Annotated in this window: 21 protein-coding genes and 1 pseudogene; 11 read left to right on the top strand and 11 right to left on the bottom strand. The window is 42.4% G+C overall.

Annotation, left to right across the window (positions count from 1 at the left end; genetic code table 11):
* Positions 1–95 precede the first annotated feature (95 nt).
* The 4 genes from FEM33_RS20340 to FEM33_RS20325 all read left to right on the top strand — a co-directional run bounded on the left by FEM33_RS20340 (position 96) and on the right by FEM33_RS20325 (position 7654).
* On the top strand, positions 96–2714 hold the full coding sequence (locus FEM33_RS20340; RefSeq protein ID WP_161597201.1) for a CBM96 family carbohydrate-binding protein: 2619 nt from the start codon (positions 96–98) through the stop codon (positions 2712–2714).
* Between the two features lie 407 nt (positions 2715–3121).
* The gene (locus tag FEM33_RS20335) at positions 3122–5791 is read left to right on the top strand and encodes an ELWxxDGT repeat protein (RefSeq protein ID WP_139013825.1); all 2670 of its coding nucleotides are present in this window, start codon (positions 3122–3124) and stop codon (positions 5789–5791) included.
* A gap of 508 nt (positions 5792–6299) precedes the next feature.
* Entirely contained in the window at positions 6300–7274 is a 975-nt protein-coding gene (locus tag FEM33_RS20330) for an NADP-dependent oxidoreductase (protein ID WP_139013824.1), read from the top strand.
* Positions 7275–7285: 11 nt separating this feature from the next.
* A complete protein-coding gene (locus FEM33_RS20325; RefSeq protein WP_139013823.1) occupies positions 7286–7654 on the top strand; it encodes a hypothetical protein in 369 nt (122 codons plus the stop codon).
* Here the strand turns inward: FEM33_RS20325 and FEM33_RS20320 are convergent.
* Positions 7651–8478: an AraC family transcriptional regulator gene (locus FEM33_RS20320; protein ID WP_229214324.1), complete on the bottom strand. Its 828-nt coding sequence runs from the start codon at positions 8476–8478 to the stop codon at positions 7651–7653. The genes FEM33_RS20325 and FEM33_RS20320 overlap by 4 nt on opposite strands.
* Positions 8479–8700: 222 nt before the next feature.
* On the opposite strand from FEM33_RS20320, the gene FEM33_RS20315 reads away from it, so the two are divergent.
* The 6 genes and pseudogenes from FEM33_RS20315 (at position 8701) to FEM33_RS26915 (ending at position 13293) form a co-directional block, all read left to right on the top strand.
* Complete coding sequence (locus FEM33_RS20315; RefSeq protein ID WP_139013822.1) at positions 8701–9504, top strand: SDR family oxidoreductase; 804 nt, start codon at positions 8701–8703, stop codon at positions 9502–9504.
* A gap of 10 nt (positions 9505–9514) precedes the next feature.
* Positions 9515–10426 (top strand): helix-turn-helix domain-containing protein, encoded by a 912-nt coding sequence (locus FEM33_RS20310; protein WP_139013821.1) that lies wholly within the window; start codon positions 9515–9517, stop codon positions 10424–10426.
* Between the two features lie 141 nt (positions 10427–10567).
* Complete coding sequence (locus tag FEM33_RS20305) at positions 10568–11374, top strand: oxidoreductase (protein ID WP_262712001.1); 807 nt, start codon at positions 10568–10570, stop codon at positions 11372–11374.
* A 144-nt stretch (positions 11375–11518) separates the two neighbouring features.
* Complete coding sequence (locus tag FEM33_RS20300; protein ID WP_139013820.1) at positions 11519–12478, top strand: SDR family oxidoreductase; 960 nt, start codon at positions 11519–11521, stop codon at positions 12476–12478.
* A gap of 108 nt (positions 12479–12586) precedes the next feature.
* A pseudogene (locus tag FEM33_RS26920) lies at positions 12587–13087 on the top strand (AraC family transcriptional regulator); the annotation flags it as partial.
* 44 nt (positions 13088–13131) lie between these two features.
* A complete protein-coding gene (locus tag FEM33_RS26915) occupies positions 13132–13293 on the top strand; it encodes an AraC family transcriptional regulator (protein WP_310588831.1) in 162 nt (53 codons plus the stop codon).
* Positions 13294–13524: 231 nt separating this feature from the next.
* On the opposite strand, the gene FEM33_RS20290 is transcribed toward FEM33_RS26915, so the two are convergent.
* The 10 genes from FEM33_RS20290 to FEM33_RS20245 form a co-directional block, all read right to left on the bottom strand.
* Positions 13525–14349 (bottom strand): relaxase/mobilization nuclease domain-containing protein, encoded by an 825-nt coding sequence (locus tag FEM33_RS20290; RefSeq protein ID WP_139013819.1) that lies wholly within the window; start codon positions 14347–14349, stop codon positions 13525–13527.
* Positions 14346–14990 (bottom strand): hypothetical protein, encoded by a 645-nt coding sequence (locus FEM33_RS20285; RefSeq protein ID WP_139013818.1) that lies wholly within the window; start codon positions 14988–14990, stop codon positions 14346–14348. The genes FEM33_RS20290 and FEM33_RS20285 overlap by 4 nt, the downstream gene beginning before the upstream one ends.
* Positions 14991–15160: 170 nt before the next feature.
* Positions 15161–15694, bottom strand: a complete 534-nt coding sequence (locus tag FEM33_RS20280; RefSeq protein WP_139013817.1) for a hypothetical protein — start codon at positions 15692–15694, stop codon at positions 15161–15163.
* A 5-nt stretch (positions 15695–15699) separates the two neighbouring features.
* Positions 15700–16395 carry a P-loop NTPase family protein gene (locus FEM33_RS20275; protein WP_201747812.1) on the bottom strand — a complete coding sequence of 232 codons (696 nt, stop codon included), beginning with the start codon at positions 16393–16395 and terminating at the stop codon, positions 15700–15702.
* A 2-nt stretch (positions 16396–16397) separates the two neighbouring features.
* Complete coding sequence (locus FEM33_RS20270) at positions 16398–16745, bottom strand: hypothetical protein (RefSeq protein WP_139013816.1); 348 nt, start codon at positions 16743–16745, stop codon at positions 16398–16400.
* Positions 16746–16806: 61 nt separating this feature from the next.
* A complete protein-coding gene (locus tag FEM33_RS20265; protein ID WP_201747811.1) occupies positions 16807–17751 on the bottom strand; it encodes a DUF8464 domain-containing protein in 945 nt (314 codons plus the stop codon).
* Positions 17752–17870: 119 nt separating this feature from the next.
* Positions 17871–19109 carry a primase-helicase family protein gene (locus FEM33_RS20260; RefSeq protein WP_139013815.1) on the bottom strand — a complete coding sequence of 413 codons (1239 nt, stop codon included), beginning with the start codon at positions 19107–19109 and terminating at the stop codon, positions 17871–17873.
* Between the two features lie 82 nt (positions 19110–19191).
* Positions 19192–19482: a helix-turn-helix domain-containing protein gene (locus FEM33_RS20255; protein WP_161597200.1), complete on the bottom strand. Its 291-nt coding sequence runs from the start codon at positions 19480–19482 to the stop codon at positions 19192–19194.
* A gap of 133 nt (positions 19483–19615) precedes the next feature.
* Complete coding sequence (locus tag FEM33_RS20250; protein ID WP_139013813.1) at positions 19616–21181, bottom strand: hypothetical protein; 1566 nt, start codon at positions 21179–21181, stop codon at positions 19616–19618.
* Entirely contained in the window at positions 21172–22395 is a 1224-nt protein-coding gene (locus FEM33_RS20245) for a site-specific integrase (RefSeq protein ID WP_139013812.1), read from the bottom strand. Before FEM33_RS20245 ends, FEM33_RS20250 begins: the two co-directional genes overlap by 10 nt.
* Positions 22396–23376: 981 nt before the next feature.
* Here FEM33_RS20245 and FEM33_RS20240 point away from each other — a divergent pair.
* On the top strand, positions 23377–24972 hold the full coding sequence (locus FEM33_RS20240; protein WP_139013811.1) for an ABC-F family ATP-binding cassette domain-containing protein: 1596 nt from the start codon (positions 23377–23379) through the stop codon (positions 24970–24972).
* Positions 24973–25054: the final 82 nt, after the last annotated feature.

Genomic DNA, 25054 nt, shown 5'->3' with positions numbered 1-25054 from the left:
CCTTTAAATATGATAGCCATACTTACAGGCTTCAAACCGTATTATATGCATTTTTGCTATCAACAGTTCTCTTTTCTCTCTCGTCTTCAAATCTAATGGCCCAGCCTGCTTTTCAGTGGGATAAAACATTTGGAGGTGCACAGGATGATAATCTTTCATCTATCCGGCAAACTCCGGACGGTGGGTACATTGCAATTGGTGATTCTAAATCCGCCCAAAGCGGTGACAAAAGCCAGGCAAGTTATGGAGGTTATGAAGATATCTGGATTGTAAAAATGGCAGCCGATGGAACCAAACAATGGGATCTGACCCTAGGTGGTGATCGGGGTGATTCCAACGGTTATATTGAACTTACGCCGGATGGCGGATATATTGTTGGTGCAACATCCACTTCCGGAGTAGGTCCAATTAAAAGCCAGCCTCCCTATGGCACCGACTACGAGGAAATGTATGATTACTGGATCATTAAGCTTAGTGCCAGTGGTACCGTTGAATGGGACAAAACGATTGGAGGCCCAAAGCGTGAATTTCTTCAATCGCTGAAACCAACAACAGATGGTGGTTATATTCTGGCAGGTGTGTCCAGGTCACCCATTGGCAATGACAAGACAAAAGCCCCTTTTAATTCATATCTTTTTGACCACTGGATTGTAAAGCTGTCTTCGTCGGGGAAAGTACAATGGGATACTGTACTTAGAAGACCTCAGGATTATGATTTCAACAGTACTAATACAACTATTGAGCTCACATCAGATGGAGGTTATATCGTGGGTGGCTCTCAAGGCTCTGAGCAACCCGATCAGGGAGACTACTATCTGGCCAAGTTAAACCAGAATGGCGTGGTACAATGGGAGAAGAACTATGGAGGGGCAGATTATGACGAACTGAGGTCTGTACTTCAGACCAACGATGGCGGCTATCTCCTGTCAGGATGGTCAATTTCTGACATTGGAGGTGATAAAAGTGAGGCCAGTTACCCTTTTTCTGATTACTGGATTGTAAAAGTGGATGCCAATGGCAACAAATTATGGGACAATACCATTAGTGCAGGATTAATTACTGATCCAATCAATAATTCAAGTAGACTATGGTCCGTTTCCAAGACTAGTGACGGCGGATTTTTACTGGGTGGAAGTTCATACGGCCGTGAAGGAAGGGACAAAACAGAACCTTCAAGGAACCCGGAAATACCAGTGGAACAATTTTACCTTGCTAGAAATGATTACTGGGTTGTTAAAATAGCTGCCAATGGCAAGAAGATCTGGGACAAGACTATTGGAGGGCCTAGTAATGATGAACTCAGATCGATAGCAGTAACGATGGACGGCGGCATTATCCTCGGCGGTGTTTCTTACAGTCCAAAGGGGTACGAAAAATCAGAAGATGGACGTGGAGGAACTGATTTCTGGATTGTCAAGCTAGCTCCTGAGCCACTTGATAAAACTTCAATCCGTATCAATGCAGGCGGAGCGGCTTTTACCGCCTTCGGTGAAAGAAAGTTCAGTGCAGATCAGTACTATCAAGGCATTGACCGCACCAGCACAGTAGCCACTGGTGATATTCTTAATACCGCTGATGATGTACTTTACCGTTCAGGGCGCTGCTCACCCTCTTTCAGCTACAACATTCCGGTTGACAATGGCAAGGTAAATGTGATCCTGCACTTTGCTGAAATATGGTTTAAGGAAGCAGGAGAAAGACAGTTCAATGTCACCATGGAAAACAGCCGCAAGCTGACCAACTTTGACATCTTCTCTGCTGCCGGTGGAGCGATGCGCGCTGTTCAGAAATCCATTCCGGTCACCGTTACAGACGGTGTGCTCAACATTGACTTCACAAGTGGCGCAGCCGATCTGCCACGCATATCCGCCATTGAAGTGATTAGAACCAGTTCCACACTGCAACCTCTTGCTGATGCCTATGTACGCAATGGTAGCTACAATGCTACAAACCTTGGCTTTGCTCCAAATCTGGATGTAAAAAGCAACGCAGCCGACCTTTCATCAAAACGCTCATCATACCTGCGTTTTCAGTTGCCGCAAGCTGCCATCACTTCTGCTAAACTGCGTATTTACGGCCATAATCATGAAAACAGCCAGGATATTTCCGTTCATGCTTACGGCGTGGATGACGACCTTTGGACTGAAAACGGCATTGCCAGTAGTAATGCTCCTGCTGCATCCACACCTTCGCTGGGATATGTTGCTGTCAATAGTGAATATAAGTATCATGAAATAGATGTGACCAATTACGTAAAAGCGCAGCAGCAAGCGAGCGAAACGCTGGTAAGCCTGCTGTTGGCAGATCCGAATAACCGCAACACCAGAGTCGTCTTTAACAGCAAAGAGAACAGCTCCTACCCGCCTCAGCTGATCGTTCAAACTCCGCCTGTTGTAATAAGTAATACACGGCTTAGCCAGCAGGAGCTTTTAACTGAAACAGAAGTACAAGAAAAGCAGGAATCCGCTATTTACCCCAATCCTGTCAAGGACAAGTTTACAGTTTCGCTTTCCATGCAGCATGCCGGCCAGATCTCTTTTGAACTCATCAGCCAGTCGGGAAAAAGTTATGCAGTGCCGGCAAATAAAAGCGCCAGTGCGGGAGAAAAAGCAGAAGTAAATATTTCCGGCTTAACACTGAGCACAGGCATTTACCTGCTGCAAATCAAGTCGGATGCATTCACAGAAGTGGTCAAGATGCTTATTACAGAATAAGTGAAATGTAAGAAGTAAAATGCAATATAAAGAAGCAAGCCATTCATTTTTACAGGTGGACGGATTGCTTCTTTACGGATCAAATACACCAGAACCCTTACGGTTTTGATCAAGACTTATGATTTACAAGTGTCAATGCAAAAGGGGAAATGCGTAAAAGTACAGAAGCAACACGGTACTAAACGGTAACCCTTTACGATCAACAAGCCTGGACTTCGAAAGCATAATCAGGTTTAGTACTGGATATTTTAACAACTTTAATTTATTCAATCCTTGCAGCCGCTATCATAATTTATAAAAGTATCATACCGGATTTAAATCAATAAAAATCAGAACACCTTTTAACAAAAAACCTATTTATCTTACATGAGACCTGAACAATTAACTCAATTATTAATCAACAAACCATGAACAGAATTGTACTGTATTTAGTCTTAATCCTGATAAGTACGCAGCTGCTTTTAGCACAGGAAGGTACGCTTGTCAAAGACATTAATGTTTCGGGCCAGGTTACGAATAATGCCAAACCTCAATCCGTACCACTTGGCTTTACCCAAGTTAACGATGTGGCCTACTTTTCTGCCGATGACGGAATTCATGGCCGCGAGTTGTGGAAAACCGATGGCAGTACAGCAGGTAGCGTGCTGGTCAGTGACCTACAAAATGGGGCAAGCAGCTCCAATCCCGAGCAAATCACCGACGTAAACGGGACTGCATTTTTTGTTACCGTCGGTCCCTCACAGTTGTATAGCTTATGGAAAACGGGCGGAACTGCGGCCACTACCATTAAGGTCAGGGATTTTAGAAATTATGGGATAAAAGGGCTGATTAATGTAAACGGCACACTGTTTTTTGGATTGTATAGTTACAGCGGCAACATGCAGCTTTGGAAAAGTGACGGCAGTTCGGCCGGAACACAGCTGGTCAAAACCTTTCCTCAAACCAGTAATTTTTCACCTGTTACCTTGAACGGGCAGCTGTACTTCATCGCATACGACGGCATCAACAGCCTGGACCTTTGGAAAAGTGACGGAACTGCCCAGGGGACAGTGTTGGTAAAAGATGTGGCTGTTAGCCGGAACAACAGTGTATACGAAGGCAACATTCTGTACGAAACCATTGCAGTGGCAGGCAACTTTGTGTATTACATTGTATCCCAAAAAGCTACTGAACCAAGGGATAGTTACATTCTGGTTAAAAGTGACGGAACTACGAATGGAACAGCAGTTATCAAACAGTTTTCTACTGAACATGTCTATTTTTCCAGGCTCACAGCAGTAAACGATCTGGTATTTTTTATAGAAGTTGACACGAATGCATTTGATGATAATCTCGGTGAGGTAGTATGGAGAACCGATGGTACGGACAAGGGCACTTTTCCCGTAACAAAAGTGCATACTGATACTTATACACACAACTTCACAGCTGCAAACGGCCTGTTCTACTTTGCCCCTCATCTAGAAAAGCAATTATGGAAAAGCGACGGTACCGTTGAAGGCACCAGGGCAATAGAAAATATAAGCTCGCTGGAATACGGAGCATCAATCGAACATATGGCAACAATCGGTAAAACGCTATATTTTACAACCCTGGATCAAGCAAAAGGAGTTGAACTCTGGAAAACAAATGGCACCGCTGAAACCACCAGCCTGGCTTACGACATGAACCCGAACGGCTCTACGCAGTTTTACGAACTCGCAACCTTAAACAACACGCTTCTGATTTCAGCTGATAATGGCATGTACGGCACAGAGCTCTTCAAATATCAGCGATCTACTACTGCCAATACAGTCCGGATTAATGCAGGCGGACAGGCTTTCACTTCCGCTGCCCAAACGCTGTTCAATGCCGATCAGTATTATGCCGGGATTGACCGCACGAGCTCGGTTGCAAGCGGAGACATTTTGAATACGACCAATGATGAACTCTATCGCACGGGGCGCTGCTCGCCATCGTTCAGCTACAACATTCCGGTTCCTAATGGCAAGGTGAATGTGATTCTGCACTTTGCCGAAATCTGGTATGGTGTGCCAGGAAAAGGTGCAGGCGGTGCTGGGAAAAGACAGTTTAACGTCACCATGGAAAATAGCCGCAAGCTTACCAACTTTGACATCTTTGCCGCGGCAGGCGGAGCGATGCGTGCCTATCAAAAAACGATTCCGGTTACCGTTACAGATGGCATGCTGAACATTGATTTTACAAGCGGCGCTGCCGATTTGCCAAGAATATCTGCCATTGAAGTCATTACCACAAGCCAGACCTACAAAGTAGTGGCTGATTCTTATGTGCGTGAAGGAGGTTTCAGCGCGGCTAACTACGGAGACTTGCCTGAGCTGGATATCAAGAATGTAGCTGGTGGTGATGCATCCACAAAACGTTCAGCATACATCCGTTTTAAGCTGCCGCTAACATTTGCTATTGGATCTGCTAAACTGCAGATCTACGGACATAACCATGAAAGCAACAAAGATACTTACCTGCATGCATATGGCGTAGATGATGATAATTGGGCCGAAAACGAAATTGTCAAAAATAATGCGCCTGTCGCCTCCACTCCTTCGCTTGGCTATGTGGCTGTAAACAATCAATACAAGTATTACGAGATTGATGTGACCAGCTACGTAAAAGCTCAACAGGAATTCGGCAACGATCTTTTGACTTTGCTTTTGGCAGACCCAAACAGCCGAAATAACCGGCTTGTTTTTAACAGCAAAGAAAACAGCGTTAATGCTCCTCAACTGGTTATTCAGCCTGCATCTGTAAGCAATAGTGCGGCTCGGTTTAATCAGGAAGAGATTGCAGAAAATGCGCAATCTGAGCAAGAATCTGTCATTTTCCCTAATCCAGTAAAAGATCAGTTTACGGTTTCACTTTCCATGCAGCATGCAGGTTCTATTTCTTTTGAGATGATTAATCCAGCTGGAAAAAGCTATTCATTACGCAAAGCTGAAAATACCGGAGCGAGAAAAAAAGCAGAAGTAGATATTTCCGGCTTAACACTCAGTACAGGTATTTACATGCTGAAAATACAGTCGGATACCGCTACGGAAGTGATCAAAATGCTGGTTACCAGGTAAGAAGCTAAAATGTATGACAATCAGGAAAGCTGCGCATTTAAAAGATGGGCAGCTTTCTTGTTTATGTATCCTGTTTGTTCTGATTTTCACTTCGTTTTTGATTCAATCATTTGAAAGTAGATAGTAATAGTACCTTTAAAAAGTGGTGCGATTAAAATTACATTTAAACCCGTCATACACACACATTTAATAAATTAAAACACTTATAACTCATTCATTTTGAACAGAATAATAACTTGTAAATTTCTGGTATTAAGATAAAAAACCACCGGATAATTCTTGCGATTAAAATTATAGATCCTATCTATTACTCAACTTCTATTATGGCTCATAGAAGGATTTTGTCTTTCAGTAAAGGAAGCTGTATTAATCTGATTCAATTACGACGCATGCAAATCCAAATGCACTATTTAATTATAGTGACATTTTGAACAAAGCCATTTTGACATTCTAAACAAAACTGAGAGCACCTACACCCCATAATTTTGCTTCATAAACAATTTTGAATATGAAAGCAATTATTTTGAAAGAAGTGGGTGAACCAGAAAATTTGGTCCTGGCAGAAGTACCGATTCCCACAATATCAGAAAACGAGGTATTGGTGCAAGTAAAAGCGATCAGTGTCAATCCGGTTGATGCCTACTGCCGCAGAACTAAGCCCTATCTGGACATCATTTATCAGACTACCGGTACGGAGGAGCACATTATCCTGGGCTGGGACGTGGCCGGTATTGTGACTGAAACCGGAAAGAATGTAACAAAATTCAAAGCAGGCGACCAAGTGTTTGGAAATTTCAAATTCATTGGTCAGGCCAATGCTTATGCGGAATATGTGGCCGCGCCTGAAAAAGAGCTCGTCATAAAGCCAGCCAACGTAAGCTTTGAAGCTGCCGCCGGCGCCACGATGGCTGCAATGACGGCCTGGCAATCTTTGGTAAACATTGGGAAGGTAAAAAAAGGCGATAAGGTCATTATCCACGGAGCTTCCGGGGGCGTCGGGCATTATGCTGTGCAGTTTGCCAAGCATTTCGGCGCGTATGTGATAGGCGTTTCTTCGGAAGAAAACCGCGATTTTGTATTAGGGCTTGGAGCCGATGAATTCATCGATTACAAAACGCAGGTTTTTGAAGAGCTTGTCACCGACGCGGATATCGTACACGATACGGTATGGACCGAAGATGACAAACATGTTGAACGTTCTTTTAAAGCATTAAAGCCGGGGGGGACGCTGCTCAGCCTGATCGTATATCCCGAACCGGAATTTATCGAAAGAGCGCTTAGGGAAAAGAATGTAAAAGTGCTGCGGGTAAATGTAACTCCAAATGAAAACTATGAAGAGAACATGGAATATGTAGCACGGCTGCTATCGTCGGGCGAGGTCAAAACGCATATTTCGCACGTTTTTCCATTAGAAGAGATGTACAAAGCCCACGCGCTCATCCAGTCAAAAAATACAGTGGGGAAAATCATTGTGGTACCATAATCCAACTTGTCATGTCTAATCAATCCATCGTTAGGCTCCATGCAAAGGCTTCGGTCAATCCCAATGACTGGGAAACCTTCAAGCAAATGGTGTCTGCAACCAAAATCATTGTAGCAAAAGAGGGACCGGAGGCGGTGCTTTTACATGAATGCTATTATGACCTTGAAACCTTCGAATGCCTGATCATTGAAGGTTATGCCGATGAAGCAGCTTTTCTCAGCCACTTAGAGCTGATCAAACCACTATCCTCCAAATACCAAGTAGATTGGAAAATTGAGCGGTTAGAACTGCTTGGGCCTTATTCGGAGAATGTAGTAGCGGCCATGCGGGCCGGTAATGAACATGCTTTTTCCCATTACAGTGCTTCATTGAACATTTAGATCAGACTGGTTGGCGCATATCCAAACTGCTTTTTAAAGGCAAATGAAAAGTGGGACAAATTTTCAAACCCTGCTTCGAGGTACACGTCAACCGGTTTTCTATTTTTTTCAGTCAGCTGATAATAGGCAAGATCCAGACGCTTTTTAGTAAGCCATTTTTGTGGCGATGTATAAAAAACCTTTTTGAAATCCCGGTGAAAGGTTGACAGACTGCGCCCGGTCAGGTAACCGAACTTTTCCATCGGCATATTGAACATATAATGTTTCTCCATAAAATCTACCAGGTTAATCTTCCCGGGTTGGGAAAAGTCAGCCAACAGACCGTCCACAGTTTTGTCGAGCGCGCGCAAAATGGAGACGGCTTCCTGAAATTTCAGCGAGGCGATGTTCTCCGGCAATTCATCTTCTAGTTCAAAAATTGACATTAAAGATGCAAAGAAACCGTCCAACAATGGATGTTGGTTGAATTTCTTGGTTCCATAGTGAATCGCATGAACATTCTGGATTTTGTTTGTGGTGTAAAACTCTTTCAATCGATCGGTCGTCAGCCCGAGCACAACGGCTTTATAGGGCCTTCCGTCCTTGGGCCGCTTGATGACGGCCGACAGGTGGTTACGCGGAAAAAGCAGCGTATCACCAGCGCCGAATGTGTAGGAGTTATCCGCCTGGACTACCCTCATTTCCCCGGAAATAATCCGGACGAAGGAGTGAAATTCAAGGATAATCTCGTCTTTGAAGAAATTGTCCTCAGTGACGGTCCAGACGATTTTAGCAAATCTATTTTGCTGCTGTTCTGCCATGTTTTTGATGTAGATAAAGATCAAAAATACATCGATTTTTTGGGAGTAACTTTGCTTATAATGTCAACAATGTTTTGTTCTGCATCTCAATAGTCCATTGTAAAGCAGCTACCTTACGCTTGTAGGGTTTTTTCTGATGATCAATATTCCTTGTTCGTCAATTTGGAAACAACCTTCCTCGATCTGGAAACATCTTCAAGTTTTTTGCAGCCCAACTTTGCATTATCAAATTAATCAGACTAGATCATGAAAAAAACAATTTTCATTACCGGGGCTTCATCAGGATTAGGAAAAGCCACTGCCAGATTATTTCAAAGCAAAGGCTGGAAGGTCATCGCAACCATGCGGAACCCGGCGTCAGAAACAGAGTTGAACCAGCTCGACAATATTACACTGCTGCCCCTGGATGTGACGGATCCGCTGCAAATCACAGAAACCGTCGGCAAAGCGCTTGCCTTGGGCGATATTGACGTGGTTTTTAATAATGCAGGATATGGGTTAATGGGGCCGCTTGAAGCATTGACAGACGAGCAGATTGTGAAAGAAGTCAATACGAATTTACTTGGCGTGATCCGTGTCACCCAAGCTTTTATACCTGCTTTCAGGGCAGAAGGAAACGGGACCTTCATCACGACGACATCCATCGGCGGCTCGGTAGCATTCCCGATTTCATCCATTTATCATGCTACTAAATTTGCCCTGGAAGGCTGGTCAGAAAGTATGTGGTACGAGCTGAAAACATTGAATATCGCCATCAAGACTGTGGCTCCTGGCGGCATTTACACCGACTTTGCCAGCCGTTCTCTGGAATACAACACGCTACCCCATTATGCGGATTTGACAGAAAGCATGTTCGGATCTTTTGAGAAGTCTATGCAGTCGGCGTCTACGCCTGAATTCATTGCTGAAACGGTTTTCCAGGCTGCTACCGACGGCACAGACCAATTGAAATACGTAGCGGGAAATGACGCCATAGCACTTTACGACAGGCGCAAGGAAATTGGACAGCTGGCAACCATGCGGGAGATCAAACAATCATTTATCGGATAAATTTGTAGCCATGCAGCTTATAGAATCCATTTCCGAATTTCACCGTTTGCTTTCGCTCCCGGCCCCGCTACACCCGCTGGTGAGTGTGATCAATGTCAAGGATGTAAAACCGTTAGATAGCAATGTCTGGGCCAAATTCGCAGCCAATTTTTACTCCGTTTCCATTAAGCATGATGTGAAAGTCAAAGTGAAATACGGGCAGCAGTACTATGATTTTGACAAAGGGGTCATGAGTTTTTCTTCTCCCAAACAGGTGCAGGCCGTCGAGCTTGATGATTTAAACTCGCTGATCCAGGATTGTGGCAGTGGCTGGATGCTTTTGTTCCATCCCGATTTTTTATACGGGCACATATTGGGCACCACCATCAAAAGCTATGGCTACTTTTCATACGAATTCAATGAGGCGCTGCATCTTTCAGATAAGGAAGAACAGACCGTCGCCGAGATATATACAAAAATTGAAAGCGAATATCAATTCATCGACGCCCATACGCAGAACATCATTTTGACACAGATTGAGCTGATGCTGCAATACTGCGACCGGTTTTACCAAAGACAATTTATCACCCGGAAAAAAGCCAGCAACGCCCTATTAATTCAGTTCGAGAAGATTGTAAACCGATATTTCGATTCTCAAATTGCAATAGACAGAGGTTTGCCGTCCCTGGAAGATATTGCATCTCAACTGAACATTTCGCCCAGATACATGAGTGATATGCTGCGTACGTTAACGGGTCAGAGCGCCCAGCAGCACATTCAGGAAGTAGTTATCGAAAAGGCTAAGGAAAAGCTTTCAACTACAACCCTTTCCGTTGCCGAGATAGCCTATGAACTAGGTTTCGAGCGGCCTCAGTCTTTCAACAAGTTATTTAAAAACAAAACAAACCGGACACCCCTGGAATTCCGGGCAAGTTTTAATTAAGCACATCCCCGTCAGTTAAAGCTGACCTATAATCAAAATTTTCATGGAGAAGTGGACTACAGATAATATCCCGGATCTGTCCGGGAAGACTATGCTTGTTACCGGAGCAAACTCCGGGATTGGATTTGAAACCAGTTTAGCATTAGCCCAAAAGGGAGCGCTGTAATCATGGCCTGCCGTGATCAGAAAAAAGGAAATGAAGCAAAAGAGCGGATGACACGCTTGGTGCCGGATGTCCGGATTACGCTGGTTACCCTTGACCTGGCTGATCTGGATTCGGTCAGGAGATGCGCGGAAATGGTTGTGCAAACGCATGAGAGGCTGGATGTGCTCATTAACAATGCCGGGGTGATGGCCACGCCGTACTCCAAAACAAAACAAGGTTTTGAAATGCAGATCGGCACCAATTATTTGGGGCATTATGCTTTGACAGGTTTACTGTTACCACTCTTGCAAGCCACGCCAGGTTCCCGGATCGTCTCACTTTCAAGTTTGGGTGCCAATTATGGCAAGCTTGATCTGGACGATATCATGAGCGAGCATAAGAAATACAGAACCTACGACGCTTACAGCCAGGCGAAGCTGGCCAACCTGGTTTTTGCATTAGAATTGGCCCGAAAGTTGGAAGCTTCCCGGTTTGACACCATTTCTATTGCAGTGCATCCGGGCGGCTCTCCCACTAATTTGCAACGTTCCAGCGGTTTTTTGATGGCCAGGATCATTACGCCACTGCTTTCTCAATCTGCCGACAAAGCCGCTTTGTCCTCCCTGCTTGCAGCGACAGATACTTCCGCTACAAACGGCAGCTACTGGGGACCGGCAGGATTTATGAAGCTTAAAGGTTTCCCCGGTCCAGCCGCAATCCCCAAACAGGCAAAAGACCTGGGGGCAGCCAGCAAGTTATGGCAGCTGGGAGAGCAGTTGACTGGGGTTAGATACACATTTTAAGCCTAGGTGTGACTAGTCGAGAAGAAGCGGTTCCTGGAAATTACGCCTAATCTGATCGTCACAACAAAGTGAATTTGAACTTCACAACAAAGCTGGGCCTGCTGTAATGCACCAAATTTGCATCAGAATCTAATGAATCAAACTATGAACAATCAAACCGTATTAGTTACCGGCGGGACCGGATTTGTAGGGATCCATTCCATTTTACAACTTTTGCAGCAAGGATATATCGTTAAAACCACACTCCGGACATTATCCAAAACGCAAAGTGTCATTGACTCATTGAAAGAAACCGGGATTACCGATCTGTCGCAACTATCTTTTTTTAAAACAGATCTTACCAGCGACGAAGGCTGGGACCAGGCTGTGGAAGGCTGTGATTATGTGTTGCACGTTGCCTCCCCTTTTCCACTGGCAGAACCCGAAAACGAGAATGACCTAATTATCCCGGCGCGAGATGGATCCCTGCGGGTCTTAAAAGCAGCCAGAGATGCCGGCGTTAAACGGGTCGTGCTTACTTCCTCCTTTGCGGCGATCGGTTATGGCGTGGATCGCAAAGGCCATGTTTTCGACGAAAATGACTGGACAGACAAAACTGCCTCCATTCCAGCTTATATCAAATCCAAAACCGTCGCAGAAGAAGCTGCCTGGCAGTTTATCAAAGATCAGGGTGAAGGTATGGAGCTGACAGTGATTAATCCGGTTGGAATCTTTGGCCCGATCATTGGCGGCATTTATCCTGCTTCTTTTGAGGGGGTAATCCAGGCAATACTGGATGGTAAGATCACGGAAAACCCGCCTTTCACATTCGGCGTCGTGGATGTTCGCGATGTGGCCGATATCCATATCAAAGCGATGCTGTTACCCGATGCGGCCGGGCAACGTTTTCTGGCTACGTCGGAGGGAGCTGTGAGTTTTTATGATGTAGTAGAATTGATTAAAAAACAGCGCCCTGAAAGCGCTTCTCTGATTGCCGACCTGCAACCAACTGCCGCAGAAGCTTACACGAAAATGTCGAACAAAAAAGCGGTTGAAACCTTTAACTGGCATCCGCGCAGCAAGGAAGAAGCGATCCTGGCAAGTGTAGACACCCGGCCAATGTGATCAATTTTGCTTGAAATTTGTTACTGGAAAGTGGAAACCGACAAAATATATTCCTGCTACCTCGGCCCCGAAATTTCTCCGGAGTACTTCATACCCGAGCACTTTTTCATGTTCCTGTTGAAGGGTTCTATCAAGGCGTATGATGGTAATAAACGCTACTCGGTTTTTCCGGGCGACTACTTTGTCGCCCGGAAAAACCATTTGATCCATTATACCAAGTATAAAGAAGATGACCAGTTTGAAAAGATTATCATCGCTTTGGACGAGCCGTTTTTCAGGCGTTTTTTGGAGCGGCATCCTTATGTTGCCCAACCGTCGGACTATTCGGATTCTTTTTTGTTCGTAAAACAGAACCACTCATTGAAACACTACATCCAGTCTTTAGAGCCCTATTACCTGGGTAACTTCAAGCTGGATGAAACTTTTGCGGATCTTAAAAGGGAGGAACTACTGCTGATTTTACTTAAATCTCAGCCGGATCTTGCCAATATTTTCTTCAATTTCGGAATACCGGATAAAATCGACCTGGAAGAATTCATGAACAGGAATTTCCGATTCAATATCAGCATTCAGCGCTTTGCATTTCTGACGGGAAGAAGTGAGTCCTCATTTAAACGTGACTTTCAAAAGACCTTCGGAATGACACCCGGAAGCTGGCTGAAAAAGAAACGTTTAGACGAAGCCTATTTTCAGATCACCAGCATCATCAGCGGCCAAGCGATGTTTATCTGGAAGTTGGCTTTGAAGACCTGTCCCATTTTTCATACGTTTTCAAAAAACAGTTCGGTAAAGCACCTTCGCAACTAGCTTTGTAGCGTGACTTCTTTTATATCATTTGCTTGTACAATTTAACGTCACAGGCTTAGCTTAAATTGTACTCTTATGCTCATCCATTAGCGTTAAATGCAGATTTCTTGATTCTTCGTAATTTCACTTAAACGACGGTATTCATGTACACTAACAAACACTCAACACAAACCTTTAATCATCGTACCCCATCGAACCAAACCTCATATCTTAACTATTAAATATTAAATTGATAGTTTTTATAACGACAATCCTTTCTTGACAGACTTGACCTTTTCAACTGCCGTATTCAAAAGTGCAAACTGATTTTTTAGATTTTGTAAACTGTATTCTCTTGATATGTCAGACCCCTTGATCCGTTGGTTTGTCTGGCCATGAATGAATGTCAAACCCCGGCCAATGTCACATTTAACTCCTTGTTTTTTCATACGTGCAGTAAACTCGCTGAAATGTTTAGACTCTTTCACCACCTGTGGTAGTTTCAGCAAAAGCTCAGCTTTAAAATCAATTCCCATAATTAACTTTTCCTTTTTACCGCGCTGCTTCATTTCTGGCGTGATGCTTAACCCCATTTCGAGTTCAATCTTCCGGCAAAAATCTCCGGTACGGCGATAGTTGTTAAAATGATCTGCCGTATTCTTTCCGCTAGCGGCAATCCGGTTTGCTACAATGTGAAAATGCTGGTGAGCAGTATCTCGGTGGATAAAAGCAATCATTTGATTATTCCCGAACCCGAATTCTTCCGAAAACCGTTCACAAATACTCCGCACCGTTTCCGTTTTGACCTTCTCTTCAGGGGAAAAGCTGAACGTCTGGTGCCACACGAACTTGCTAAGATTTTTGTTATGGTTTTGGTTATGAACAAATTGCTTGGACAGATAATCAATGTTCAATCTCCCATCCGGTTTGAAATCAATTCCGAGATTTTGAATATAAACCAGTTCACCACGGACATCATTGATGGTTAACGTCTCCCGTTTGCGTTCTGAAAGATTGTTTTTTTCATAGTAGCAGTACTCTAAAATTCCTTTTGCGTAGTTGCCCAATCCAGCTTTACCAATCATAAGGATTGCAGAATTTGCTTGATCTCATTCTGAATTTCTGCATGAACATCTTCAACTACCGTGACTTTGTACGTTTGAAATATGGACAGATCGTGATCCAAGCGACTATAATAGCTTTTGTACTTCCCAAAGGTCAGCTCATTTATCTTGTAGAGTTTATAAACTTCGGAAAGGTAAATTCTTTGCTCTTCGGTGTCCTCCCCTGATCCAATCAAATGAAGTAATTTCTCAAATGAATGGATGTTGGTCTCGAAAAAATTCCTTAGTGCTGGTATTTCGAATTGTTCGAAGAGCCACTTTGAAACCAGTTCAGATAGTCGTCTAATTACCTGAGAACTCTTCATCCATTCGGAAGTAATCAACTGCTTGTCTTTTGTCCGATGTGCATAAAAAGCAAGGATACCTGATAGTTTTTCCAGGTTAATTATCTGCCGTGAAATGTGATCCGGAATGTCCCGGCGGGCTGGTAATTTCACTGGTACAAGTTCAAGCTGCGCCAAGATATATTGACTGGCAGAAAGATTACTTTTTGAAATACGTTCATCAATCTTCTGTTTTTGTTCTTCATTTAACCATACAGAATAATGAAGTCTCTTTTTCCTTTTAGAGGGCAATGATGGTCTTCCTTTTATCTTTTCCATTTCCTTTTTTTAAATATGAGCTTAAGCGAATATTGGGGTTTGGGGTTTCCCCAACAAGTTCTCGCCGGTACGCTCGCTTTTCGCGACGTACAGGCGATAGCTTGCTTTTAAACCATTTGCATAGGATGGTTCAACCGGGATCAATTAGGTTTAAACCGGTTTAATTGGTTTCATTCTCGTCTAATTGGGATCAATACACGATTGTTCTTCTTGTCATACAGATAGTTACGAGCAAATTCCACTTTATCTCCTTCGATTGGTTCAACTACAAGAAACTCATATCCATTTTGGCTGATAGTCTTACCATTCAGATAAATGTTTTTAAATTTCTCGATGGAAGGGTGTTGATTAACAAACTCTCTCCTTTCAGAAAAATCTTTTTCGGTGGTGTATATCCAGATAATTGAACAGATACCGAGAATGCCGGTCAATCCATAAAGTAAGTGGTTGCCCAATCCATAGAAAAAAGCCTCTTGTTTGTTATCAAAACGGACCTGATGTACCTGACCTGTAATTTTTTCAGAAGCAGCGCTGATTTCCTGAATACTTTCAGAAAGTTTTGAGCTGTTTTCCTGTCGTAATAGTGTAACCGCTTCGTTCACCTCGTGCAAAATGATTGCAGTCCAGTCATCCATGACAGTGGCATATTTTTCCGTATACCGACCTTTAATCCGGTTGAGATACTCTTGGTTAACCTCTTGCATCGATCCTAAAAATTAATGTTTTCAGTGAGTTCTTTCCGCATTCGGAGTTTCGATCCAGGGCTATACTCTTCAAGAGGAATACCCAGTCGTATAGAATCCAGAATCTGTCCTCCCAAATGGCTTTGAGGGTCAAAATCTCCAAACTTGCATAATTTCAGACCCAACTTATCACAGTTCTGCTGCAACTCTTTTAGGAGCATTGGTTGGTGATTAAAAGTTGTGATTGATGCCCATACCGTGAGGGATGTTTTATTGTCAACGATCCGGTAAAGGTTCTGCAGAAACTGGACTGAAGGGATATAAGCGCTTCCACCACCAATAACAATATGATAGTTAACTTTCATTTGAAGCATGTCCATAAATTCCTCAAATGGCAAATCTCTTTCGATCAATGCAGGAAACTGCTCTGACTCAGGCGCTCCAAAATCAAAGATGATTTCTTCAAACGGTGTGTTTACTAGGCTCTCGAGATATGATACTAAATTATCCCGCACCAAAACCTCCTTTTCATTAAGAAGAGAAACAGCCTCAAGTCTGTTTCCTCCCAGAAATTTCAGTTGTCTCATCGAGGACTTGGTGCTGCAATCCAGGTCAACGAAAGCCGTGGATTCTGAATTTTGACTTTTTAAGCCGATTAAAGCTGCTAGCAGGCTTTTGCCTACTCCACCTTTGCTCTGCATGATAAAATGTACTTGTTTCATGATCATTGGGAAAATTTAGTTTTTAAACTATTTTGATTGCTGCCTACTTCATCTGGGTTCGTCCAGGAAATACTTTCGGTTGTTGGAGTATGGTCGAAGCTTTCGAAAGCTTTGGGATGATTAACTAAGTTTGGCTTTGATGGCTTGTTAATTCGGGTTTTAAAGTGGTGCCTCGCATATTTGATTTCCCGCTCGGTAACCAAATCAAAACCCAAATCTTTGTTAATCCGATCTCGGATAAATTTCAGCGATGTATCCATTAAGATCCACTCGGAGTATACACTGAACAACGCAATCTTCCTTTTCCGGTCTCCACGCTGATATAGCTCTTTTAATAACTTTTTGTCCATTGTTCTGTTTTTGATATGCTAATTGGCTGACCCGCTCTCTCGTTTACTCTCTTACTGCTATTCACTTTCTACTTTTCAGGAATTCATTTAAATCCTTGTGATCAGAGTATAGGAATCTCTGGTCTTGTGCCATTGTAAATTGCTGTTTAAGTAGTTCTGTTGCCCTATCACCTGCGTCATCATTGTCAAAAAAAAGTTCGACACTTGCATAGCCCATAGGATTTCTTGCAAACCTTTGGATCATCGACACTGAGTTAAGCACTACATAATCAGCATCTCCATGATTCGAACTATTGTTAATTACCTTGAACGATAAGTAGTCAGACCAGCTTTCAAACATCCGGAGGATGCTTTGTGCATTGCAAATGCTGGTAATGTCCTTTCGCCCCAAGCACCGCTTAAACTTCAATGCATTCGAAATTTCATAGCCGCCTGAATCATTTTTAAATCCCACTCCAAAGAAGGTTTTCCCCAAATTGCAATAGCGAATTTCAACAAGCTCCCCTATCTCCGTATTGAGCTTTCGCCTGGTTAAATAATCTATCAGTGCAGGATGCTTTACGTCCGTAACTGCATCTATACAATTTGTGTCTGCTGCGACATCCCAACCGGGTGTTGAGAAGGTTTGAGAAAAGTTATTCAAGGATATAAAACTCAGGGCTTCTGCTACACTGCACCGTTTTATCAATTGAACGATACTAATGACATCGTACTTTTTCCCGGTGCCAAAATCAAATGCGGTATTATTAGAATAGTCGACCAATAAACTAGGAGTCCTTTCTTCCCGATCCAATGCAAAATAGAATGCTGACTTACGATTCTGTTTGCTTGGAAAAAGAGAGAAGCTTTCCATAATAATGCTTATCGGGACAGCGTTGGCTTGCTTGCAATTCATGTCATTTTTGGTAAGGTTGAAATTTCTTGCTTTTTTGATGAATTGATGAGAATTGCATTTAACTGGGTCGTTATTAGAAGATTTACCCTTCATCAAACGCTCATCAAGCACTCATCAAATCATTAAAGTCACTATTTGGCCTCATCAAACGCTCATCAAAAAGTGCGATGGATCAAATTTGATGAGCACTTTGATGAGAGGTAACTCATTGATTTTATCCAGCTTACGTCCTATCTCATCAATTCATCAAATTTTTCTAAGATAAATGAGCGGTTTATTGAAAAATAACGGCCTATTGCGCTTCCAGAATAAAAGCCCCCAGCATGATCAACAGTGTAACGCACGTACGTAAGCGAATTCTTCTGAGGTTCGATTTTCCAGACATCTTTGAGCACTTTTCGAATATCATTTATAGAGCAAAATCCCGATTTATGGAGCCTATTAACCATTTGGAAGACATCCTGAGGAATCACTGAAACTGCTTGCTCGTCGGTCTGTTCAAATAGTTCAAAGAAAAGCTCAATAAGCTTGGCCTCCAACCTGTTATTGTTTTTCCAAAGGAGTCTTTTTAAGGCCGTAGTTTTAAGGTCCTCTTTCTTAAACCACATTCTGCTTGAATTCTGTCTCAAAAAAGGCCGGTCCATAAGAAGTCGAAGGAAATATGGAATTTCCTGAATCAACCCATTCAAAAAATTTGTGTTCTCTTCCTTAATTGAACTAATCTTAAGAATCCAAAAACGAATCTCTTCTTCATCAATCTGGATAAAATTGTCTTCGTTGTTTGAACAGAGTATAAACTTGGCGAAAAAGTCAATTTCCTCTCTATCCTTTCCTTTTTGTTCAAGCTTATCTTTGTTGGTAGTGCTCAGGTATTTCAGTCTTTCAGTTATCTCCTTTTTATCGAAAAAAACTTCATCAATCGCCACCAGGAGCATCGAAGCCCAATCGCTATTGAACTGACTTGCAAACGAATCCCCTTTTATGTAAGTCATATTTAAGCCAAATATTTCTTTTAACCACTTTAAAAAGGTGGATTTCCCAGTAGATCTCTCTTTACTAACCAGACACACAATTGGCAACGTTTGAGTCGGAAACAAAAACAGAACCTTCAGATAGTCTAAACCAAGTTCAAACTGCGACCCGAAGATATGTCGGACGAAAGTCAACGATAAACTGCATCGCTGCATCAGATCTGAAAGCGTCAACTCTTCACTAGTTGGAAGGTAACCTATTTGACTATACGTATTATAAAAATCGCCAATAACCTTTTGGTAATCGGTATGGTTTGGGATACAGCAAAATCCAAGATACTTGGGGACCTTTAGGAGATAAGACTTTTTATGATCGTGTACGATTGTATCCCTTGACCACTTGACCAAAGTTGCCAGTGTCTCCCCTGCTATGGACGGCCGTCGTATTTCTCGGTAGTAGTTTATACCTACCCTTACATATGGAATTTCATCATTCATTAGAAAAATGTGATTTTAACTCCGTAACTTCGTTACACAGAGTTGTTAGAAAAAAGATTATCTGGCGTAACCATGGCGGTGGTTACGCTTTTTTTTGACCCCGTTTTCTCCCATATTCGAGTAACTCTGCCTTTGAATAAAGGTATCTACCGTTAAAGTTATAATGCGGTAAGGCTTTATGCTTGCGCCACTCTATAATGGTAGCGACAGAAATCTGCATAACTTTTGCTGCCTCCGCCTGTGGGATCAGTTCATCAAGTTCTTCCGCTGATTTTTTTTCTTTTACAAGCGATAAGCTGTTTGCCTTTTGAAGGATGATTTCAACGGCCTTTTCTAAGTCTCCCTTAGCGTGGGAATAAAGTTGGACTGACATGATTTTTAACTGGTTTAAATGAAACATGCATGACCTTAATGATCAATGCAAATTTCTAGTGAAACCAGTCAGATTTGACTTGGGACCCAAAGTGGCGAACTAAAACCTTGGAAATCAGCATTTAAATTAATAATCAATGGTTTTTGTTATCCCATTTACTTAAACCATTTTTAATTGTCTTTTCAGAATTAAAGGAATTTGGAAGTGCGTGGAAAAGAATTTCGGCCAGTTTTGTCTTAGTGATTGACTTAAATTCATTGGATAGTGCTGCAAAGGCTGTATAAATGCTATCCCTATTGTTTTTGAAAAATTCCTCATCCTTATACGGGCCGGTTGGCATGTTATATTTTTTACTGCCTTTTTCAACAAAGTGGTCATTAACTAGTTTTCGGATATCAGATATATTATTGCTTTTGAGCACCACGATTTTGTCACTCTCCAACTGCGTGATAAGGTATTCAGAAATATTCTCTTTCTTACACTCGTCTATTTCACAAATAATCCTGGGAGTAAGAGTGTACAATAATTTTTCGATCTTATCATTCTTTTGAGCTAGAACATCCAGCTTTCCTTCAAGTAGATTACTAATACCTGCCTCTACTTTGCGGAGTTCTTCGGCTGTCGCAAAATTCTGGCGCCTAGAAGGTTCATTGATCAAATCAGAGATTGATCGATTCAACTCTACCAGATTCTCCTCAGTAGCGCTATTCAGTTTAATCATTCTAATGTCTTCCAAGATCTCGTCCAACCTTTCAACGAAAATTGTCAAATCCTGATTGGACTGATTTGTTTTAACGGAATTTTCCACATACTCCTTTACGTCGGAAATCTTCAAGGCACGGTTACTATTTTGGGCGATGCTTTGTAGGCGACGCTCTATTTCACATAACCTATCATCCAAGATTTTAGATGCACTTTCTTGCCGGTTTAAGGCTACTATTTTACTGAATTGATCACTTACCAAACTAGATTCATAATGCAATCCAAAGTTGTCATCGAATTTAATAGAGCTGGGTTTTAATAGTGTGGATACTAAAAGAGAAAGATGATAATCATGAAGATCAACCGCCTCATTCAATAATTGTATTTCACGCAGCTCAGAGTAAATGTTCTTTCTGAATTTTGAATAGAAGAGCGTTCCAGTATAGTGCCGAGATTCTGAGTTTTCCAACCAATAATCGAACCTTTCAAAACTTATTGCTAAACCAAGCCTGGCGATATAATTTTCCTGAAAAAAGTCAACGAGCCCACCCTGCCCTAAATGTCTAATATCTAGCTTACTAAGCCTTCGTAAAACAACTCCGTAGACCTCTCTGCGCTCAGCTTCTGTAAGTGAATTATAATATCTAATACTCGATGAGTATTTATAAAATAGGAAGAAGTCCTTATCTGCACTGATCACTAAGTGTAATTTATACGATAATATGATAGAACAACAAAACAGACCCGCAGAAAAACAAATTGTTACCCAGTTTGCGCTGATATTCAGGAGGCTATATACGACAAAAACATTAACAAGAATGTTAAATCCAGGAAAACTGTAACGAAACCAACCAAAGGAACGAAAGAACAAGAAGTTCATGATTTTCTGAGATTCAATCTCAAAAACACCTCTGCTCAAATACATAAAATATTTTTGTACAAAAAAAGTCAGCACTGTCACTGCTATTCCTATCACAATGTAACTCGTCATTTCCATGCGTTGTCCATTTGAGAATCAGTAAATGCTTCTGTGACTTTCATATATTTATCTAGAACCGCATCTCTCTTGATGTTTGCAATCTTCTTGATCGCTTTCGGCTCCATACCTAGAAGTAAAGAGTTCGTAATAAAAGTTTTACGGGCAGTATGACTGGTAATAAATTTGTACTTGGGCTGCGTGATTGATTTCTTCTCCACCCCAACAAACCAGTGTGCAGTGAATTGCTGGTCAATACCTGCTAACTCGCAACACTCCTTAATATAATCATTGAATTTCTGAGAGGATATAGTGGGCAAGGGCTCATAAACAGTATTTTTATACTTCTCAAGGATTGCCTTGGCATATCTATTCAGCTTGATAGCGTGATTTTGAGTTTTTGTCTTTTGAATAGATATCACAATGTGCTCATCACTGATATTTGCTAAATGCAGCTTGGATAGGTCTGAAAATCTTAATCCGGTGAAACATCCCATGCAGTAAAAGTCACGCACATGTGCCAGTCTATTATTTTCAAAATCATGATTGTACAAGCACATCAGCTCCTCGAAAGTAAGGTAAACGATGTCTACATCATGTTCCGAAGCCCGAAAATCCTCAAAATTCCGATTCCCGTTATAGCCCTTCTTGATGCTCCACCTGAGCATGCTTTTCATAACCGCTACTATTTTTGCGAAATAGTTGTTTTTGATTTTCCTCTCTTTAATAGCGTATCTTGAAAGCTCTTCAAAAAAGACGTCATTAATGGAATCAAACAAAATTTTCGATGCGAAATCCGTTTCAAACTGCTTCAAGAAATTCATTACTGAGGTTTGCGCCTTTACGGTATTATAGGTTTTGGTAAGCTTTCCACCATCAATAAACTCACGAAAGCATTCGAAGAACTCAATCGTAACTGCTTTAATTTCAACCTCACTGTCGAACTTACTCAGGAACAGCTCCTTTGAGAATGGTAGTTTGTTTGCTCGGAAAAAGAAAAAGATATCATTTATCCTCTCCTCTACTTTCTGCAATTCATCATTGATGTGATGATAGTTATTGCTCGGTTCTTTTTTAAGGTTTGGTTTAACCCTGGATCCGTCCCAATATTTTTCTTGAACCGATACACCTACATTACGCCGGATTCGGACGCTATCAGCCCGCAGAACAAACTGCACAGGTATTAATCCACTTGAACTAACTTTTTCTTTTCTAAGCTCAAAACTTACTTTCATCTCTATTAAAACCAGTTAAGTGTAGTTAAAGGGTGGTCAAAAGGGTGGCTAAATGTAAATCAAAAGTAGATGAAACCAATGCTAAGCCCCCTACCAAAAACCCTACAATACTCAAATATACTGATATATAGATGATTAAACCTTGTTAAAAGCAGTTAAAAAAGTATGGTACTCCGGCTCCGGGTACGAAACGGAACTTAGACTGAAAATCGTCAAAAGTTCCGTTTTTGCTTTTAACAGGTTTCCGAATCTTCAGATTACAAGCCCGGCAACTTTACTGATTTTTCCGGTTTGCCAGCATCCATTTTTCTTTGGGTGGTCTTTTACTTTTACTCCTTTGATATAACAATAAAATTTGTCCTGAAAGCTGGATCTTCATTGTAAAACGGTCTCTTGATAAACAACTGCCATGCATCGTTCTTGAATTGACAACAAGTCTGTCCCATTAACTTCAAGAACTGTAAATGGAATTTTCCTATACACATGTTCGGGATAAAGTGCTGACTAAAAGCTTTCCACACGAACAAAACAGGCATGGCGTTTGTTTTATTTTGGCTACGAATGTCCTTGATCCGGTTACAGCTGAACAATGCAGATTCCCGAATGTTGCATTGTTCATTTACCAATTGACAAATTTATGAAACATCAAACCGGAGCATCCGCACCGCTGCAATTCCGGTCGGCTTTTCATTAACGGCAGCATTCCGGTTTGATTTGCTGTTAAGCCATGGAATAATCCGATTCTTCATATTCATTCCAAACCGTATGGACCCGAATTTACAATGTGCCGGATAAGTTGCGTAACTTCCGTTGAATTTCAAATGCAAAAAGCATCCTGCTCGTAATATTGGCATTTTATTTATCTTTGCACTCTCAAACCATTGCAAGCTTCATGTAAGAGCATCTTTCTTTCTGGAAAAATCAAATGGCGCCACCAACTGCGGCAGCCCTATTCATTTACGCTAACAAAAGAAAGAAATCATGCTTTTTCTTCAAGATGTCGCTTACGCACATCCGAACCGTGACCTTTTATTCTCTGATATAAACCTTGCTGTCAACAGGCAGGATAAAATTGCGCTTGTAGGCCACAACGGTACGGGCAAATCCACTCTTTTGAAGATACTGGCCGGAGCGTTAGTACCAACAGAAGGAAGGGTAATCGCCGGTTCAAAGCCTTATTATGTACCGCAGCTTTTTGGGCAGTTTAACGATTACACCGTTGCACAGGCACTGTGCGTTTCCGACAAACTGAATGCACTGAAAGCCATACTGGAAGGTGAACTTACGGATTCAAACCTTTCATTGCTGGCGGATGACTGGGCAATTCAGGAGCGTTGCGAGCAGGCGCTGGCGCACTGGAAACTGGATGGGCTGGACCTGAACCAGCGTATGGAAACATTGAGCGGCGGGCAAAAAACCAGGGTTTTCCTGTCAGGCATTATGATCCATAATCCTGAAATGGTGCTGCTGGATGAACCCAGCAATCATCTGGACCGGCAAGGAAGGAACATATTGTATGATTACATTACATCCACTCCGGATGCACTGCTGGTGGTAAGCCATGACCGCACCTTGCTTAATCTGCTGCATATCGTTTTCGAGCTTGACAAACGCGGCATTTCGGTTTATGGGGGCAATTATGATTTTTATGCCGGTCAAAAAGCCATTGAAAGTGACGCTTTAAACCAGGACCTGAAAAGTACGGAAAAAGCTTTGCGCAGAGCCCGGGAAACGGAACGTGAAACCATGCAGCGACAACAAAAACTGGATGCCCGTGGCAGGAAAAAGCAGGAAAAAGCCGGCCTGCCAACCATTGTAATGAACACTTTGAAAAACAATGCCGAGAAAAGTACCTCAAGAATCAAGGGTGTTCATGCGGAAAAGACAGAAGCCATAGCCAGAGATCTCGGTCAGTTGCGCAGCCAGCTTCCTGATACCGGGAAAATGAAACTGGATCTCGACAATTCCGCCCTGCACAAAGGAAAAATCCTGGTGACCGCAGAAAATCTGAATGCAGGCTTTGAACATTTACTTTGGAGAAAACTCCTGAACTTTCAGATCCTGAGCGGTGACCGGATGGTGATAAAAGGACTCAACGGAACCGGAAAGACCACCTTGATCAAAATGATTCTGGGCGATATCTTACCGGTTACAGGAACCCTGGAACGCGCGGACTTCAGAGCCATTTACATCGATCAGGATTATTCAGGGATTGACAATCATCTGAGCGTTTATGAGCAGGCTCAACGATGCAATACGACTGCATTGCAGGAACATGAAATCAGAACGCGCCTGAACCGGTTTTTATTTACCAGGGAATACTGGGACAAACCCTGCTCTGCACTTAGTGGCGGTGAAAAAATGCGATTGATGCTTTGTACACTCACCATTGGCAACCAGGCGCCGGACATGATCATACTGGATGAACCCACGAACAACCTCGACATGCAGAATATTGAAATCCTGACCAGCGCGGTTAATGAATACCAGGGAGCGCTGCTGATTGTGTCACATGATACTTATTTTCTGGAACAGGTACGAGCCGGAAAAATAATCGACCTCGACGAACTTGTATAAACGCAGATGATGATCAAAGCAGGCACTTGGATCAAATGCCTGCTTTGATAGGATTGTATACGAGGGCCTGTCTCGGGTCTTG

This window comes from Dyadobacter flavalbus, from assembly GCF_006149045.1.
Taxonomy (GTDB): domain Bacteria; phylum Bacteroidota; class Bacteroidia; order Cytophagales; family Spirosomataceae; genus Dyadobacter; species Dyadobacter flavalbus.
Note: the sequence above shows the minus strand (reverse complement) of the source record. Positions and strands in the feature narration are given on the sequence as shown.

Excerpts from the sequence above, each read along its gene's own strand:
- FEM33_RS20340 (WP_161597201.1), top strand. The coding sequence starts at position 96 with ATGGCCCAGCCTGCTTTTCAGTGGGATAAAACATTTGGAGGTGCACAG.
- FEM33_RS20335 (WP_139013825.1), top strand. The coding sequence starts at position 3,122 with ATGAACAGAATTGTACTGTATTTAGTCTTAATCCTGATAAGTACGCAG.
- FEM33_RS20330 (WP_139013824.1), top strand. The coding sequence starts at position 6,300 with ATGAAAGCAATTATTTTGAAAGAAGTGGGTGAACCAGAAAATTTGGTC.
- FEM33_RS20325 (WP_139013823.1), top strand. The coding sequence starts at position 7,286 with ATGTCTAATCAATCCATCGTTAGGCTCCATGCAAAGGCTTCGGTCAAT.
- FEM33_RS20315 (WP_139013822.1), top strand. The coding sequence starts at position 8,701 with ATGAAAAAAACAATTTTCATTACCGGGGCTTCATCAGGATTAGGAAAA.
- FEM33_RS20310 (WP_139013821.1), top strand. The coding sequence starts at position 9,515 with ATGCAGCTTATAGAATCCATTTCCGAATTTCACCGTTTGCTTTCGCTC.
- FEM33_RS20300 (WP_139013820.1), top strand. The coding sequence starts at position 11,519 with ATGAACAATCAAACCGTATTAGTTACCGGCGGGACCGGATTTGTAGGG.
- FEM33_RS20290 (WP_139013819.1), bottom strand. The coding sequence starts at position 14,349 with ATGATTGGTAAAGCTGGATTGGGCAACTACGCAAAAGGAATTTTAGAG.
- FEM33_RS20285 (WP_139013818.1), bottom strand. The coding sequence starts at position 14,990 with ATGGAAAAGATAAAAGGAAGACCATCATTGCCCTCTAAAAGGAAAAAG.
- FEM33_RS20280 (WP_139013817.1), bottom strand. The coding sequence starts at position 15,694 with ATGCAAGAGGTTAACCAAGAGTATCTCAACCGGATTAAAGGTCGGTAT.
- FEM33_RS20275 (WP_201747812.1), bottom strand. The coding sequence starts at position 16,395 with ATGAAACAAGTACATTTTATCATGCAGAGCAAAGGTGGAGTAGGCAAA.
- FEM33_RS20270 (WP_139013816.1), bottom strand. The coding sequence starts at position 16,745 with ATGGACAAAAAGTTATTAAAAGAGCTATATCAGCGTGGAGACCGGAAA.
- FEM33_RS20260 (WP_139013815.1), bottom strand. The coding sequence starts at position 19,109 with ATGAATGATGAAATTCCATATGTAAGGGTAGGTATAAACTACTACCGA.
- FEM33_RS20255 (WP_161597200.1), bottom strand. The coding sequence starts at position 19,482 with ATGTCAGTCCAACTTTATTCCCACGCTAAGGGAGACTTAGAAAAGGCC.
- FEM33_RS20250 (WP_139013813.1), bottom strand. The coding sequence starts at position 21,181 with ATGGAAATGACGAGTTACATTGTGATAGGAATAGCAGTGACAGTGCTG.
- FEM33_RS20245 (WP_139013812.1), bottom strand. The coding sequence starts at position 22,395 with ATGAAAGTAAGTTTTGAGCTTAGAAAAGAAAAAGTTAGTTCAAGTGGA.
- FEM33_RS20240 (WP_139013811.1), top strand. The coding sequence starts at position 23,377 with ATGCTTTTTCTTCAAGATGTCGCTTACGCACATCCGAACCGTGACCTT.